Consider the following 16,908-nt stretch of genomic DNA (forward strand, 5'->3'; position numbering starts at 1 on the left):
CCCTAAAATATTGAACTACAAAATTATAACAATTTTTTTTGTTTATCGAGTTAAAAAGTTCTATTTTTGTGATAAATATCATATAAAATGCCGCAGGAACAACAGATAGCCATTGAAGAGAGGTTCGCCAGAGTTTTTAATGATAAATCTTTTAAGGAAAGACTTTCTAGCGCAGATTTTGAAAAATATATTAACGGTAAAAAAAGATTGAGTTTTCAGAAACACGATACTATTTTTGAAGACGGAGAGACTCCAAAAGGGGTTTTCGTGCTTGAAAAAGGGGCCGCTAAACTTTCAAAATCAGGTGCATTTGGAAAAGATCAGATTTTAAGATTTATCAAAGAAGGGGATATTATCGGCTATCGTTCTTTGCTTTGCGGGGAAAACTTCCAAGCCAAAGCAGAAGCCATGACAGACATTGAGTGTGTCTTCTTACCAGCAGATATCTTTATGTATCTTCTGGAGGTGGATCCGCAACTGTCTTTCGTAATGCTTCAGAAAATTTCTTACGAATTAGGAGAATCTTCCAATACTATTACGTTCCTTGCCCAGAAAACGGTAAGAGAAAGGCTGGCTGAAATATTGCTGCTTCTGGAACAGAAATTAGGCGTAGATCCGGAAGGATTTATCAAAATCTCGTTAACAAGAGAAGAAATTGCCAATATTATCGGTACAGCTACAGAAAGTGCCATCCGTCTGATCTCAGAATTCAAACAGGATAGCCTGATCGAAGTTGACGGACGAAATATCAAGATTCTAAATCACGATAAACTCATGAAACTCGGTCACGTAGTTTTATAAAAATCATAAAAACTTAAGTCGGCTGAATGGCCGACTTTTTAACTTTTAAAAAATAGATAAATTATGTCTGTTCACTCTGAAATTAAAAAAGTTACGACTGAAACCTTGCGCAAAATGAAATTCGACAAGGAAAAAATAACAATGCTTACTGCTTATGATTTTACCACGGCAAAGATGGTAGATGCAGGTGGAGTAGATGCTATTTTGATTGGAGACTCTGCAGCGAATGTAATGGCAGGTTTTGAAACTACATTACCTATTACATTAGACCAAATGATCTACCATGCTCAAAGTGTGGTAAGAGGAACCGACAGAGCTCTAGTGGTAGCAGATTTACCATTCGGAACGTATCAGAGTAATCCTGAAAAAGCATTAGAGTCTGCGGTAAGAATGATGAAAGAGGGAGGTGCTCATGCGGTGAAAATTGAAGGTGGAAAAGAAATTTCAAAATCTATTAAGAAAATAATCAATGCAGGAATTCCTGTAATGGGACACTTAGGATTAACTCCACAGTCTATTTATAAATTCGGAACGTATAAAGTAAGAGCAAAAGAAGAGGCAGAAGCTGAAAAGCTGATTGCTGATGCTCAGCTTTTAGAAGAACTGGGATGCTTTTCTGTTGTATTGGAAAAAATTCCTGCGGAATTAGCTAAAAAAGTGACTGAGAGTATTTCTATTCCTACAATAGGAATTGGTGCCGGAGCAGACTGTGATGGTCAGGTTTTAGTGTATCATGATATGGTGGGAATGAACAAAGGTTTCAGCCCAAAGTTTTTGAGAAGATACCTAGACCTTTACACAGAAATTACAGGAGCGGTTTCTCAATATGTAAAAGATGTGAAGAGCGTAGAGTTCCCTAACCAAAACGAAAGTTATTAAAATTAATTCATGCAAAATCAACAACAATCTGCCCAGGGAATATTATCTATTGCAGCATTAATCTGTCTTGCTATAGGCTGGTTCAATTTATTTTCACCTGAAATCAATCACTTGCTTTCCAGAAAAGTATTCTATGTTCTGATAGGTGCAAGTTTCTTTATTCAGGCACCTATGCTGACCAATAAAAACTTTATGTATGCGATGTATGCCGCAGCAGGAGTATGCGTAATTGGAGCTTTGTTGCCGGATAGTTCAATGATTGCAGGACTTAAAACAATTGGTCTTTTGGCAGGGATTATTCTTTCAATGTCAAATAGAAACCGTAACAGATAGATTGAATGAAGGAGCAGATTGTATATGAAGATAACCATCTTCTTGTAGTGAACAAAAAAGTCGGACAGCTTGTACAAGGCGATAAGACCGGTGATGAATCACTATTAGAATCTATTAAGAATTTTATAAAGATAAGAGATGCTAAGCCGGGAAATGTTTTTCTCGGCTTGGTTCATCGTATAGACCGCCCTACTTCAGGCTTGGTCATTTATGCTAAAACTTCAAAAGCACTTTCCCGTCTTACCCAGATGGTGAAGAATCGTGAAGTTAAAAAGACGTATTGGGCAGTAGTGGGAAAAGAGATGATTCCACAAAGCCAAAGATTGGTTCATTATTTAAAGAAGAATGAAAAAAATAACAAGGCGATTGTTTTTCCAAAAGCTACTGAAGGAGCTAAGGAAGCAATCCTGACCTATAATGTTATCAAGACTTTAGATAATTATCTTCTTCTTGAAATAGATCTTGAAACAGGAAGACATCACCAGATCAGAGCTCAGTTATCTAAAACAGGGGTTCCGATCAAAGGAGATTTAAAATATGGATCTCCACGTTCGAATCCGGATGGAGGAATTAATCTTCATGCAAGGAAACTGGAATTTATTCATCCTGTTACTAAAGAAAACATAGAAATCATAGCTCCTGTTCCGCAGAATGATGCGGTTTGGAGAGCTTGCGAAGAATAACCATATCATAAACTATAACATGAAATTCAAATCACTTTTATTAGCCACATTGCTGGTTATGGCATCTTGTTCAGACAATGATGAAATGCCTATTGATAATTCACAACAGACGGTTACTGAAAATACAAGCAAAATCTCGTGGAATTATCCTGTTTTATCACCTGTATTTAATGAATTGGAACAAAATTATATTTTCGAATATGATTCTCAGGGAAGAGTTAGTAAAAAAGTAGGAGGAAAGTTGGAACTTTCTGGAAGTACGGGGTTTTCTTACGCTTATTCAAAATCAGTGTATACAATGATAACGTATACAGGAAATACAGCAATTATGAAAAACTATAGCTCTGACCCTAGTTTCAATGTTCAATTGAAGGAAAGAAGGTTTGAATTTGATAATCAAGGTAGAGTTATTAAATTAGTTATTCCAGAGGTTAATAATTCATATATGGATAAGTATTTGACCTATACTTATGACGCTTCAGGAAAGTTAATGGAGATTTTAACTCAATATCCTAACGTTCCATACGATCCAACTGACCCACAAGATTATATTTTGACGTATGTAGAAAAGTTTATTTATAATAATTCAGGAAATTTAGAAAAGGCAACTAAAACTGAAAAGCATAATAATGTTGATGCATACATTACGAACGAAATTACATTTGATAATTTTGATTCTGCACAAAATCCATTTAAGAATTTGGGAATTTTTGAAGATTATTTCTACTTTTCATTATCAAAAAATAATCCTCAGAGAAGAATTTCAAAAGAATATCAACCTTATAGCTCCGAATTTTTTCTGAATCAATCAAATTGGACTAATCAATATAATACCAATGGCAGCTTAAAGCTTTTCTATTAATGCATTTTGAATAAATATTAATAAGATCCATCTCCAAAGTTGAGATGGATTTTTTGTTTCCGGAAAATTTGATTTTGCCCATTCTGAAAAAATAGCTAACTTCGTCCCACACTTTAGGGGTGTCTGTTTTTACAGACTGAGACTTTACCCTTTGAACCTGATCTGGATTATACCAGCGTAGGGAAAAGTAGATGACTTTTGCTGTACATTCTATTGTACAATAATAGCCATTCCTAAAGTATATTTAAATCATTAGGAATGGAACTTATAATCAACCACACCCGAAAAACATTTGATGTACTTCCTGAGAACCTGGAAGCATTATTGGCTATGGAATTACCTGGAAAAAAGAAAGGTATTGCCGTAGCACTCAACAATCGTATTGTTCCGCTGTCAGCCTGGGCGGAAACTCCTCTTAACAATCAAGATTCAATTTTAATCATTACTGCCACTCAGGGCGGATAATTCTCATACTTAATACCCATATTTATGGCTCATTCAATTACATGTTCGCCATTTCCGAACTCAAAGAAAATTTATGTTGAAGGAAAAATTCATCCTATCAATGTAGCAATGCGTGAAATACAACTTAGCCCTACTAAGCTGACTAATGGAAATTTTGAAGAAAATGCTCCGGTAACAATCTATGATACATCAGGACCTTATACCGATGAAAATGCAATCATTGATATTCAGAAAGGACTTCCAAGAATAAGAGAACAATGGATTCTGGACAGAGAAGATGTTACGATTCTGGAAGGAATTACATCTGAATATGGGAAAGCCCGACTGGCAGATCCAAAGCTTGATGAATTGCGTTTTTCTTACGATCATAAACCTAAAGTTGCTCAGGATGGTAAGGAACTGACTCAACTTTATTATGCAAAACAGGGAATCATTACTCCTGAAATGGAATATATTGCGATCAGAGAAAACCAAAGAATAGAACAGCTTGCGACGGTTCCAAAAGAAATGGCTTGTCAACATATCGGAAACAGCTTTGGAGCGAATACTCCCAAAAGCAAAATTACTCCAGAGTTTGTAAGGGATGAAATTGCTGCAGGAAGAGCTATTATCCCGAATAATATCAATCATCCGGAAAGTGAACCGATGATTATAGGACGAAATTTTCTGGTAAAAATCAATGCAAATATCGGAAACAGTGCGGTTTCATCAAGTATTGATGAAGAAGTGGAAAAAGCAGTGTGGGCTTGCCGATGGGGTGCAGATACCATTATGGATCTTTCTACAGGAAAGAATATTCATGAAACCAGAGAATGGATTATCAGAAATAGTCCGGTTCCAATTGGTACTGTTCCGATTTATCAGGCGCTTGAAAAGGTAAAAGGAGTACCTGAAGATTTAACCTGGGAAGTTTTTAAAGATACCTTGATAGAACAGGCAGAACAGGGTGTTTCTTATTTTACCATCCATGCCGGAGTTTTATTAAGATATATTCACCTGACAGCAAACAGAGTAACGGGAATCGTTTCCAGAGGGGGTTCTATTATGGCAAAATGGTGCTTGTATCATCATAAGGAAAACTTTTTATACACTCATTTTGAGGAGATTTGCGAGATCATGAAGAAGTATGATGTGGCTTTTTCATTAGGAGACGGTTTACGTCCTGGATCTATTGCTGATGCCAATGATGCGGCTCAGTTTGCAGAGCTGGAGACATTAGGAGAACTAACAAAAATTGCCTGGAAGCACAACGTACAGGTGATGATTGAAGGCCCTGGACACGTTCCGATGCACATGATCAAAGAAAACATGGAGAAACAATTGGAAGTATGTGATGAAGCACCTTTCTATACTTTAGGTCCCCTAACTACAGATATTGCACCAGGCTATGATCATATCACTTCAGGAATTGGAGCAGCAATGATCGGATGGTTTGGATGTGCAATGCTTTGCTATGTAACCCCGAAAGAACATTTAGGTCTTCCGAATAAAGACGATGTAAAAGTAGGGGTAATTACTTACAAATTAGCAGCCCATGCTGCGGATTTGGCAAAAGGACATCCGGGATCGCAATACAGAGACAACGCATTAAGTAAAGCGAGATTCGAATTCAGATGGGAAGATCAGTTCAATCTTTCGTTAGATCCGGATACCGCCAGAGCTTATCATGACGAAACACTTCCTGCTGATGGAGCTAAAATTGCCCATTTCTGTTCGATGTGCGGGCCAAAATTCTGCTCTATGAAAATCACACAGGAAATTCGTGAGTCTGCAGAGAAAGGAATGTTTGACAAGTCACAAGAGTTTATTGAAAAAGGAAAGGAAATTTATATATGATTCTCGTCATCACTCCTGAAACCATAGTTCCGAATGAATCAGGGATTATCAATCAAATGTTTCATGATGGGCTTGATTTGCTTCATATCAGGAAACCTTGGACCAACCCACAAGAAATGACTGAATTTATTGATAGTATTGATCCTTCATTTTATGCTCAATTGGTACTGCATAATCATTATGAGCTTGGAAAAAACTATGGAATTTCAAGATTACACTTTAGAGAAGAAGACCGAAAAGTAAGAAGATACAAACCTTTTATGAATGGTAATACGATTTCAACTTCTGTTCATGAGATCACTACTTATAATGCTCTGGAAAAAGAATGGGAATATGCTTTCATAAGTCCATTCTTTCCAAGTATTTCCAAAAAAGGATATGGAATTGATTCAACAGTTATTGAAAGTTTAAAACAAAGAAATAATCCGGATGTAAAACTGATTGCTTTGGGAGGAATTGATTCTCATCGTATTAAGGAAGTCTTCGATCTTGGAGTGAATGGTGTGGCTTTATTAGGCGCAATTTGGGAGAGTGATGAACCTATACATGTTTTTAGAAAATGCAGGGACAAGGTCCTTTTGTAATTATCTACTATCAAAGCCCGCTTCAATATGAGGCCTATCCTCAGCCATTGCAGGAGAGTTTACAAAAGATGAAATTCTGGAAACAGCCTGTAAAAAAAGAGAATTATATACCGAACAATTTTTAAAAAGCAATCCCTCTTTATTGGGAAGACATTCATAGTCAATATGGAAAAATTACAATACATATCACAAGGAAATACAAGGAAAGAGCAGGAACAGAATATCCGTAAAGCTTTAGATAATGGGATAAAATGGGTGCAAGTCCGTTGGAAAAATGCGCCTGAAAATGAATTAATAAACCTTTGTGAAGCTTCAAAGCTGCTTTGTTCAGAGTATCAGTCTATTTGTATTATTAATGATAACGTTCAACTGGCAAAGACAATAGATGTGGATGGAGTTCATCTAGGGTTAAGCGATGGTTCTACTGATGAAGCCAGGCTCATTTTAGGTGAACATAAAATCATTGGTGGAACCGCGAATACCATTTCAGATGTCCTTCAAAGAATAAATGAATCATGTGATTATATTGGTTTGGGGCCATTAAGATTCACTTCTACAAAAGAAAAGCTCAGCCCTATTCTTGGGTTTGAAGGCTATCAGGAAATTATAGACCAGCTTCAGGAAAAATCAATGGAGATTCCTAAAATATTTGCCATTGGAGGAGTAAATCTTGAAGATATCCAGCTTTTACAGCAGATCGGGATATACGGAGTAGCGGTTTCAGGTCAGATTACCAACCAGCCGTCCATCATTAATGAATTTAAAAAAGCAATGATATATGCATAATCAAAAATTAATAATAGCAGACAGAACCTTTGAATCGAGATTATTTTTAGGAACAGGAAAATTCGGAAGTCTTGAAGATATGGCAGCCTCTGTGGTGGCATCAGAATCCAATATGGTTACGATGGCTTTAAAGAGAATTGATGCCCAATCACAAGAAGATGATCTTCTTGGCTCATTAAAAGGCACAAATGTTCATCTTTTGCCCAATACTTCAGGAGCTAGAACAGCAAAAGAAGCAGTTTTAGCAGCACAATTAGCCAGAGAAGCTTTAGAAACGAACTGGGTAAAGCTGGAAATTCATCCGGATCCGAAATATTTATTGCCAGATCCTATTGAAACACTATATGCCACCGAAGAATTGGCGAAATTAGGTTTTGTAGTAATGCCTTATATTCATGCAGATCCTGTTTTATGCAAACGTCTTGAAGATGCAGGAACAGCAGTGGTAATGCCTTTAGGAGCACCTATTGGAACCAACAAAGGACTTAGAACCCTGGACTTTCTGGAAATTATCATCAGTCAAAGCAAGGTTCCTGTGGTGGTAGATGCGGGAATAGGAGCACCTTCTGATGCAGCAAAAGCTATGGAAATGGGAGCCGATGCCGTTTTGGTTAATACCGCCATTGCAGTAGCACGAAATCCGGTGAACATGGCTGTGGCTTTTAAAGAAGGGGTGATTGCCGGAAGAAGAGCCTTTGAATCAGGATTGGGAGCAATAGCAAATCATGCTGAAGCATCAAGCCCATTAACTTCGTTTTTATTTGAATAAAAATCAGAATAATGAATAGTTTTAAGGAGGTTTTCGAGAAGTACCAATGGGATGAGATAAAAGCCAGACTTGAAAAAGTAACAATCTTCGAGGTTCGAAACAGTCTCCAGAAAAGACATAAAACATTGGATGACTTTCTGAATCTGCTTTCACCGGCAGCTTCACAAGAGTTGGAACTTATGGCTACTATGACAAGAGCTCTTACTCAGAAACGTTTTGGAAAGACAATTCAGTTGTATGCTCCATTGTATCTTAGCAATGAGTGTCAGAATATCTGTACGTATTGCGGATTCAGTCTGGATAACAATCTCAAGAGAAAAACACTTTCTAATACAGAGCTGATGATAGAATCTTCTGTTTTAAAGTCGATGAGAGTGAACCATGTTCTTTTGGTGAGTGGGGAAGCCAATAAAATAGTAGGTATTCCTTATTTCCAGAATGCCGTTCGTCTACTGAAGCCCCATTTTTCCAATATTTCTATTGAAGTACAGCCTTTGGAGGAGGCAGAATACAAACTTCTTCATGAGGAGGGTGTGCATTCGGTGTTGGTCTATCAGGAAACCTATCACCAAGAAGTCTATAAAGAATATCACCCGAAAGGTAAAAAATCCAATTTTCATTTTCGTTTAGATACTCCCGATAGAATTGGCCGAGCCGGAATTCATAAAATGGGTCTAGGGGTTTTACTTGGGCTGGAAGATTGGCGTGTAGACAGTTTCTTTAATGCTCTTCACATCGATTACCTGCAGAAACAGTACTGGAAAAGCAAGTTTTCAGTATCATTTCCGAGATTAAGGCCGGCAGAAGGAATTATTGAACCTAATTTTGTTATGGAAGATAAGGATTTGCTACAACTGATCTGTGCCTACAGAATCTGGAATGAAGATCTTGAAATATCAATCTCCACCAGGGAGAATGAAACCTTTAGAAACCATATTGTAACATTAGGAGCTACCACGATGAGTGCGGGTTCAAAAACCAATCCGGGCGGATATGCTGTAGATAAAGAATCATTGGAACAGTTTGAAACCAGTGATGAAAGAAGCATGGAGGAAATAAAGAATATGATTAAAAAAGCAGGGTATGATCCTGTGATGAAGGATTGGGATTCCGTTTACAGTGGAGTTTAAATTTCAATGATGATTGTTTAATATGCAAAGCGAAGATATTTTTAAAAGATACAGTCGCCAAATCTTTATTGATGAAATAGGATTGGAAGGACAAAAGAAAATAATGGCATCAAAAGTACTTGTTATAGGTGCCGGCGGGTTGGGGAGCCCAGTGATCCAATATCTGTCAGCAGCAGGAGTAGGAACCATTGGAATAGCAGATTTTGACCAGGTGGAGCTTCATAATCTGAATCGCCAGATCATTCATAATGAAAATGAAATAGGAATATTGAAAATCAAAAGTGCTGAGAAATTTGTGAATACCCTTAATCATCAGGTAAAAGTAATAGGAATTGAGCAAAAGATTGACGCAGTCAATGCTTCACAAATTCTTTCCCAATACGATATTATTGTAGATGGATCAGACAATTTCTCAACAAGATATCTGGTAAATGATACCTGTGTAGCATTGGAGAAAACATTGGTGTACGGAAGTATCTTAGGATTTTCCGGACAGCTGGCCATATTCAACCATAAAGGAAGTAAGAACTTAAGGGATCTGTTTCCTGAACCACCTGTTGATGAGGAAATGCCGGATTGTGATAGTTTGGGAGTTTTAGGTGCTTTACCGGGAATTATAGGCAGTATGATGGCACTTCAAGCTTTGAAAATAATTACCAACCTTCCTGTCAATCTTAATCAATTAACATTGATTGATACGCTGAACTGGAGATTTCAAACGTTAGATTTTTAGATAATGCTCTGAGGATGTTTTTATTTCTCGCGGATCACACAGATTTCACAGATTCTGGCGGGTGATGTTTGGTAAAAAAATCTGCATTATCAGCTAAATCTACGTGATATATAACTTATTATAAAATCAATAGAAATAAAAAATGAGGCAGTAATCGTATCACTGCCTCATTTTTGGTTATTAATTATTTAATCTATTGCTGTGGTTGCTGTATAACTCCGCCGTTATCCTCTTTTTTCGTCTGGTTCAGGATATTCGGATCCTCTTTTGCCAGTTTATTTTTTGTCGGGATTTTATAATTAATGGAAAGTCCAAAGTTTCTGGTGTCATATTTACTGCTGATCATTACCGGGTTTCCTGACGGTGGATTAGAACGTACCTGCATCATCTGTCCGTTGAAAATATCATTGGCAAAAACAGACAGTGTCAGACGATTATTCATAAATTTCTTCGTCAGGGTAATATCCAGTGAGTTGTTGAATGGTTTCTCAGCGGTAAAGTAGAAATATCCTGCCTTTGGAGTCAGATAGCTGTAATTAGCCGTCAGCTTGATATCTTTAGGTAAAATGATCTGGGTCATAATATTGAAGATCCAGAACCCTTTATTATTCAGATTGTCAATGTCATGTTTCTGATATCCGGCATATAAGTACATGAAATTAATTTTATCGGGATTAAAATTAAACTTCATGACATCCTTTAAAGGTTTGGTGAAAAGCATAAAAGGAACCGGTAATCCAATATTAAAGTTGTGAATTTTCATATTCGAAATATTCACCTGCTCATTGAAAAGTTTTCTTCCGTCTTTTCTGATGATCTGAGCTACCTGATTGCTTGCAGAGCTTACACTATACCCGATAAAAGCATAATCAAAAGCTGATATTTTTATCTCATAATTATCAAAGATAGTAGGCTGTAGATTCGGGTTACCATTTACTTCCGTACTGGGTCCGGAGAATGTTACGTTATTCGGGTTCAGGGCAGAAATGCTCGGTAAACTTATTTTCCGGTTGTAGTTTGCAGCAATATAAACCTGATTCATCATGCTATATTGTACACTGGCATTCGGGAAAAACTTAAACTTATTGAAAGGGATCAGATCAGCTTCCTTCAACTTTTTGTCTTTATCAAAATACCTTGTAACTCCTGAAATATCATAATTTTCAGCACGGGTACCCAATGTGAAATCAAATTTTTTCAGTTTTGCCTGAAATTCAAGATAAGTAGAAGCCGTTTGTCTCTGGTATTCAAGATTGGTTAAACCAAAACTTTTTGTATCGTAATTCTGTTTTTCATACAATCCTCCAAAGCTTACTTTTCCGCCATCAAGAAGCTTGATAGGCTGTGCATAATCTACTTTGAAATTGGCGATATTCATTACAGATTTATTGTTCAGAATATCTTTTAAACCATTAGTCGGGCTATCAAGAGGTACATTGGGGTAGTCTACAAATGTACCATCCTGGAAGTAATTATCCTGAGAGAATTTATTATCTGATCTGGTGTAACCAAATTGGAAATCAAGTTTTTGAGATTTGTCAGCAAAGCGTTTCTGGTAGGTTACTACTGCTTCCTGTCTTAAAGTATTGGTATGGGCAACATCCGAAGAATTATAAAAAGCTTCTCTTAAATCATTCAGATCCCTCTTGAAAGGTAAATCTCCATGCCCGTCACTTAAGGTGTAGTTGTCATTATTATTGTGATAAATATCGTAGTTTAATAATAATCTGTCCTGTCCCAGATCAAAACTTAATCCTGACTTCGCAAAATAACCACGTGCGTATCTGTCGGTATGACTTGTTAAAAGTTCATCCTGCTGGCCATTCAGCATACTTTCACGGTAATTTTGTCCTACATTCAGCTGCCATCCGAAATATTTATTTCTTGCATTTAAATTAACAGAATTGGTCGTTCTGCTTCTGTATTGATCATAATTAGTGAAAGAATAATTCCCTGAATAAGTAGCCGTTAAATATTTATTGGCGTTTTTATTAGTGATGATATTCATTATGGCGCCTCCTGAAGTGGCAGGATACTCAGCGCCCGGTTGGGTAATTACTTCAATTCTTTCTACAGAGTTGGCCGGCATTCCTTCAAGGAAAGCAGTAAGATCATTAGATGTAATGTTCAAAGGTCTTCCGTTGAGGTATACTTCCAGCATTTTTCCCTGATACATCATCCCTGCGATGTCTGTGGCTACAAGCCCCGGAAGTTTTTTAATTCCTTCCAGCACGTTTCCGTTATTTAGCTGGGGTTGTTCAGAAAAATCAAAAATTGTACGGTCAGCTTTTTGTTCAACGGCTTTTTTAGTTTTGGTGATCACAATGCCATCAATCTGTTTTTCTTTGGTGCTATTATTGTTTTTTTCCTGAGAAAAAGCGAATATTGAGCTTACCAGTGATATAGCGAATAGAGTTTTTTTCATAATGTTTTTTACTACTATCCGGTTAGACGCTAAAAAAGAGACTTTGTTACAGATACTTAGAGAATTTTACATATTTCTTAGAAACCAATGAGCCATTATTTAGTTGTAGAAGATAATTTTGAGCTACAAAAAATAATCAATGTTATCTGTCAAAGAACCTTTTATTTGAACCAATGAATTTGAAGCTGGTAGCTGAAAGTTATAAGACCTAAAATTATTGTGTTTTTTACCTTTTTTAAAGATTGTTTTAGGGTTATAATCAGTTATTATTCTGACTAAAATTAACTTCCAGCCTCTTACTTCCAGCCTTCAACCTTTTAACTCTCTTGGTTAATTAAAACTTTCATGGTTATTAGTTTTTATATAGAGAAGGTTAAAAGTTTTTTAAGTTATTGAGCCCTTTGTTTTTCTTCAAAATCAACAGCCCTTGTATTGGATTTCACTTTCTGATTTCCAAAATTATAGGTCACACTTACATTCAGTTTTCTGGCATCCCAATAATTATTAAATGACTGGGTATTATCGGTATAATAAGCATCTCCTATGAATCTGCCCTGTCTAAAAATGTCGGTTACGGAAACGTTTACCTGTAATGTTTTTTCCATAAAGCTCATTTTTAATCCGGTATCCAGGCTCCCCATATTTTTCTGATAGGTATTTCCATCCCTGGACGGTAATGATTCCCAATAATTCACAAACAGGAAAAATGTTTTAGCCTTATTAAGCTGAAAAGTATTTTTCAAAGAATAATAAAATGCTTGCCCACTCTTTGGGATAAGGTTGAATCTTGTAACTTGTGTTTCATTATAACTAAAAGAAGTAGAGATATTGGTTTCCCAGAATTTAAAGAAGGTATCTGTGTAATTGAAATTGATACCATAAGTATCCTGATTGTAGTAATTATAATAGCTGCTGGTAACAGATTTTTCATTAAGAAATAATATCTGGCCATAATTATTGGTTGTTTTCTGATAATACAGATTGGCAGAAAACTTATTTTTGAAAATATAATTAAGCTCAATATTATCATTGAATGATGGCTGCAATTCTGGGTTTCCTGTAGAATAGCTACGAGGATTAGAATACCATCTAAACGGATTTAAAGCATTGAAATTCGGACGGCTAATTCTTCTGGAATAGTTTAGACTGAACTGGCTGCTGCTATTGGCTTTATATGAAATATAAGCAGTTGGAAAAAACTTTCCATAGTTGTTTTCAGTCAGTAACTCTGTGGTAGGAGAGAAGCTGCTGGTCTGAACATATTCATAACGGAGCCCTGCCTTAGCGGACCATTTTTCACCAAAGTCTTTACTGGCACTGATATAGGCTGCATAATTTTTTTCATTGTATTCAAACTGATTGGTTTTGCCCAAGTCAATTTCATAATTATTATTTTTCAGATCAAAATATTCAATGTTTGAATTGTTGGAGAACTGGTTGTATTTGGCTCCGGTTTCTACCTGCAGCTTTTTAAAATTTAAGATAAGATCTGCCTGGGCGGATGAAATTTTATAATCTACAGCAGACAGATTTCGAACCGTTTCTTTAGACTTGTCTGAAAGATCTGTTGTGATAAAATTGACCTGGGTATCCGGAACATTTCCATAATAATTATATCCAAGGCTTAGTTTATGGTCGCCAAATTTATGATCGAAATAAGTGTTCAGCATTTGAGTGGTAAAAGTGGAACGGTGTTTAGAATCTGTTTCTGTTAATAGAGTTGGGGTATTTCCGCTGAAATAATTTTGTGTAGAATAAATATCCATATCAAGATCTCCTTTTGTGATATCATAGATGAATCCTACAGAAGATTTATCAGAAAGAGAATAATCAACATTAGCATTAAGTCCAAGACCTTTATACATATCCCTTCTTTCATCTCTGCTGAAAGACGATTCTTTTCCTACAATCTGAAAGTTTTCTACCGAACGTTTTGCCGTATCAAATCCCTGAAACTTTACTGTGGCTTGTATCTTTTTATCCTGATAGTTGATTCCTGATGAACCGCCAAAACCACCATAAGTTCTTTGATTATAATAAGTGTTTAAATAACCGCTCCAGCCAAGATCTACATTCTTTTTTAATACAATGTTGATAATTCCGCTGTTTCCCTGGGCCTCATATTTTGCAGGTGGAGTAGTAATTACTTCAATTTTTAAAATATTTTCTGAACGAAGATTTCTCAGGTAATTCGTAAGTTCAGCTCCCGAAAGATTAAGCATTCTGTCATTCACCATTACTGAAACACCATTTTTTCCGGCAATTGAAATAATTCCTTTGTCTTCATCTACTTTCAGTAAGGGAGTGCTTGCCAGTACTTCAGCTCCGCTGCTCCCGTTGGATAACATAGAGTTTTGAACATTATAAACAAGACGGTCTACTTTACGCTCTACTAAAGCTCTCTTACCGTTTACTGTAACCGTTTCAATAGTTTTTACCTGATTGGCTGAATCTTTCGTTTGTCCTACCGCAAAAGAGCTTAATAAAGTAGTGATAAGAAGAATATGCTGTTTCATGAGTGTATCAGGTTCTGTTTTGTTATTTTCTGAAGCAAAGGTATTAGCAATGATTTTGCTCTGAAATGGCCTTTAGATAAAGGGGGAAATTTAATCTGTGAACTTATTTTCATCGATAAAATGAGCAGGTTTATCGAAAACCGCACTTTTGATGAGGTTGATCAGTTATTTTTGTACTATGAAATCGTCATGATTTGTAAATGCAAACACTGATAAAGATGACGCGATTGCATATAACTTTTAAAAAATTATGAATAGCTAACATATGAAACAAAAACAATTGCTTTTTCTGCATATCTTTTATTGGACGATGTATTTTGTGGGGACTATTATTGTTCCTTATTTTATTTATCATAAAGAGTATCTTATCTTGGGACTGACTTACTTTATGACCAGTTTTATATGTTTTTATTTCAATTACTTTTTTATTGTTTACCGGTTTTTTGACATTAAGAGGCTGTATAAGACTATTCTTGGTTTTTTTATCAGTGTAACCTGCTTTGTTTTGGTACGTTATTTTACTGAAGAAATAGTGTTGAAACATTTTTTCGGAATCCTTAATTATCCTGAAGGAACAGGATTTGCGTATTATTTTTTTGATAATATTTATAATAGTGTAACGTCTATCTTTATCAGTACGGTTTTCTGTTTGTTTAAGATATATTCTTCGCTTGATGAAGAAAGGCTTCAGCTTGTGGAAGAAAAGAAAAATGCAGAACTGAAAGCTCTGAAAACCCAGATCAATCCTCACTTTATCTTTAATACCTTAAATAATATTTATTCATTAGTCTATCAGCAATCAGAGAAAGCATTACCTGCAATTGAAGAACTCGGACAATTGTTGAGATACAGCACAAAAGATCTTGAAAAAGACTCTATTACTCTGGATCAGGAAATTGGTTATATCGACAGTTTAATTGAACTGGAAAAGTTGAGGCTTAGAAACCCGGAACTTATTCTGGTGGAAAAAAATATTCATGACCCTCATTTGAATATTTCACCTATGCTTTTGGTGCCCTTTGTAGAAAATGCTTTTAAACATGGTGATTTTCGTGGCAAAGGATTCGAGTTGAAAATTTCCGATCAGGATAAACTATTGCATTTTTATCTTTTAAATTTTAAGAATGATAAAATGAAAGATTTCAGCTCAGGAATTGGAATTCAGAATGTGAAGAAAAGACTGGAAATCCTGTACCCGAAACATGAGCTGAACATACACGATTCGGAAACGGAATTTATTGTAGATTTAAAAATTGATTTGCGGGATGAATAAAATAAAATGTATCATCGTTGATGACGAGCCTCTGGCTATTTCACTTCTTGAACAATACATGCAGAAAATTCCTTTTCTTGAACTGGTTTTTTCCGCAGAAAACCCCATTGAGGCATTAGAATATATTCAGAATAATGATTCAGACCTTATCTTTCTGGATATCCAGATGCCGGAGCTTACAGGAATCAATTTTATGAAGATTGTAGGGGCGAAACAAAAGTATATTTTAACAACTGCCTATTCTGAATACGCATTGGAAGGCTATGAACATAATATCGTTGACTACCTTCTCAAACCCATATCTTTTGAAAGATTTCTGAAAAGTGCTATGAAAGCTCAGGAACGGTTTTCTTTTCAGGAGGAAGATGCTCATTTTTTCGTTAAATCCTCAGGGCAGCAGCATCGTATCAATTTTAATGAGATCCTTTATATTGAAAGTATTAAAGACTATGTGAATATCCGAACAGACAGAGAAGAATATATTGTTCTGGATACGCTTAAATCTATGGAAAACCAGCTTTCGGATAAATTTGTAAGAATTCATAAGTCTTTTATCATTAATCTGGATAAAATTAAAAGTATCGGGACTAAAAAGTTGGTGCTATCAGAGCAGGAAATTCCAATAGGGGATAGTTATAGAGCTAATTTATTAGAGAGATTGAAATAGGTCAGAAGAAAGATCCAATCATTAAAAACATGCGTAATCTGTAAGATCTGCGAGAAATTTAAAAATTTATTCTCACGCAGATTTCGGAGATTAAGCAGATGTTAGGTTTTGACTATATCCAATAGTATTTTTATTAATTCTGAAAGCGGAAAAGTCCATTCCCATT

At 35.9% G+C, this 16,908-nt stretch carries 16 protein-coding genes and 1 riboswitch; of the genes, 14 read left to right on the plus strand and 2 right to left on the minus strand.

The window, feature by feature from the left end:
- Positions 1-87: 87 nt before the first annotated feature.
- From EG344_RS12675 to EG344_RS12730, 12 genes are all read left to right on the plus strand, one after another.
- Positions 88-801 carry a Crp/Fnr family transcriptional regulator gene (locus EG344_RS12675; protein ID WP_065400912.1) on the plus strand — a complete coding sequence of 238 codons (714 nt, stop codon included), beginning with the start codon at positions 88-90 and terminating at the stop codon, positions 799-801.
- Between the two features lie 63 nt (positions 802-864).
- A complete protein-coding gene (panB, locus tag EG344_RS12680) occupies positions 865-1,680 on the plus strand; it encodes a 3-methyl-2-oxobutanoate hydroxymethyltransferase (RefSeq protein WP_123909736.1) in 816 nt (271 codons plus the stop codon).
- Positions 1,681-1,689: 9 nt separating this feature from the next.
- On the plus strand, positions 1,690-2,013 hold the full coding sequence (locus tag EG344_RS12685) for a hypothetical protein (RefSeq protein WP_123909737.1): 324 nt from the start codon (positions 1,690-1,692) through the stop codon (positions 2,011-2,013).
- Between the two features lie 5 nt (positions 2,014-2,018).
- A complete protein-coding gene (locus tag EG344_RS12690) occupies positions 2,019-2,696 on the plus strand; it encodes an RluA family pseudouridine synthase (RefSeq protein ID WP_123909738.1) in 678 nt (225 codons plus the stop codon).
- Positions 2,697-2,715: 19 nt separating this feature from the next.
- Entirely contained in the window at positions 2,716-3,558 is an 843-nt protein-coding gene (locus EG344_RS12695) for a hypothetical protein (protein WP_123909739.1), read from the plus strand.
- Positions 3,559-3,663: 105 nt separating this feature from the next.
- A riboswitch (TPP riboswitch) is annotated at positions 3,664-3,759 on the plus strand.
- Positions 3,760-3,816: 57 nt separating this feature from the next.
- Positions 3,817-4,023 (plus strand): sulfur carrier protein ThiS, encoded by a 207-nt coding sequence (gene thiS, locus EG344_RS12700; RefSeq protein WP_123858171.1) that lies wholly within the window; start codon positions 3,817-3,819, stop codon positions 4,021-4,023.
- A gap of 24 nt (positions 4,024-4,047) precedes the next feature.
- Positions 4,048-5,859 carry a phosphomethylpyrimidine synthase ThiC gene (gene thiC, locus EG344_RS12705; protein ID WP_123909740.1) on the plus strand — a complete coding sequence of 604 codons (1,812 nt, stop codon included), beginning with the start codon at positions 4,048-4,050 and terminating at the stop codon, positions 5,857-5,859.
- Positions 5,856-6,443 (plus strand): thiamine phosphate synthase, encoded by a 588-nt coding sequence (locus EG344_RS12710; RefSeq protein WP_123909741.1) that lies wholly within the window; start codon positions 5,856-5,858, stop codon positions 6,441-6,443. The genes thiC and EG344_RS12710 overlap by 4 nt, the downstream gene beginning before the upstream one ends.
- 165 nt (positions 6,444-6,608) lie before the next feature.
- Positions 6,609-7,229: a thiamine phosphate synthase gene (locus EG344_RS12715; RefSeq protein WP_123909742.1), complete on the plus strand. Its 621-nt coding sequence runs from the start codon at positions 6,609-6,611 to the stop codon at positions 7,227-7,229.
- Positions 7,222-7,998, plus strand: coding sequence for a thiazole synthase (locus tag EG344_RS12720; protein ID WP_123909743.1), 777 nt, complete (start codon positions 7,222-7,224; stop codon positions 7,996-7,998). Before EG344_RS12715 ends, EG344_RS12720 begins: the two co-directional genes overlap by 8 nt.
- An 11-nt stretch (positions 7,999-8,009) precedes the next feature.
- On the plus strand, positions 8,010-9,128 hold the full coding sequence (gene thiH, locus EG344_RS12725; RefSeq protein ID WP_123909744.1) for a 2-iminoacetate synthase ThiH: 1,119 nt from the start codon (positions 8,010-8,012) through the stop codon (positions 9,126-9,128).
- 22 nt (positions 9,129-9,150) lie between these two features.
- Positions 9,151-9,861, plus strand: a complete 711-nt coding sequence (locus EG344_RS12730; RefSeq protein ID WP_123909745.1) for a HesA/MoeB/ThiF family protein — start codon at positions 9,151-9,153, stop codon at positions 9,859-9,861.
- A gap of 193 nt (positions 9,862-10,054) precedes the next feature.
- On the opposite strand, the gene EG344_RS12735 is transcribed toward EG344_RS12730, so the two are convergent.
- Complete coding sequence (locus tag EG344_RS12735; RefSeq protein WP_123909746.1) at positions 10,055-12,286, minus strand: outer membrane beta-barrel protein; 2,232 nt, start codon at positions 12,284-12,286, stop codon at positions 10,055-10,057.
- Positions 12,287-12,675: 389 nt separating this feature from the next.
- Positions 12,676-14,802, minus strand: a complete 2,127-nt coding sequence (locus EG344_RS12740) for a TonB-dependent receptor domain-containing protein (RefSeq protein ID WP_123909747.1) — start codon at positions 14,800-14,802, stop codon at positions 12,676-12,678.
- A 265-nt stretch (positions 14,803-15,067) separates the two neighbouring features.
- Between EG344_RS12740 and EG344_RS12745 the strand changes: the two genes are divergently transcribed.
- The gene (locus tag EG344_RS12745) at positions 15,068-16,075 is read left to right on the plus strand and encodes a sensor histidine kinase (protein WP_123909748.1); all 1,008 of its coding nucleotides are present in this window, start codon (positions 15,068-15,070) and stop codon (positions 16,073-16,075) included.
- Positions 16,068-16,742, plus strand: a complete 675-nt coding sequence (locus EG344_RS12750; RefSeq protein WP_123909749.1) for a LytR/AlgR family response regulator transcription factor — start codon at positions 16,068-16,070, stop codon at positions 16,740-16,742. Before EG344_RS12745 ends, EG344_RS12750 begins: the two co-directional genes overlap by 8 nt.
- Positions 16,743-16,908 lie beyond the last annotated feature (166 nt).

The organism is Chryseobacterium sp. G0162 (genome assembly GCF_003815715.1).
GTDB lineage: Bacteria > Bacteroidota > Bacteroidia > Flavobacteriales > Weeksellaceae > Chryseobacterium.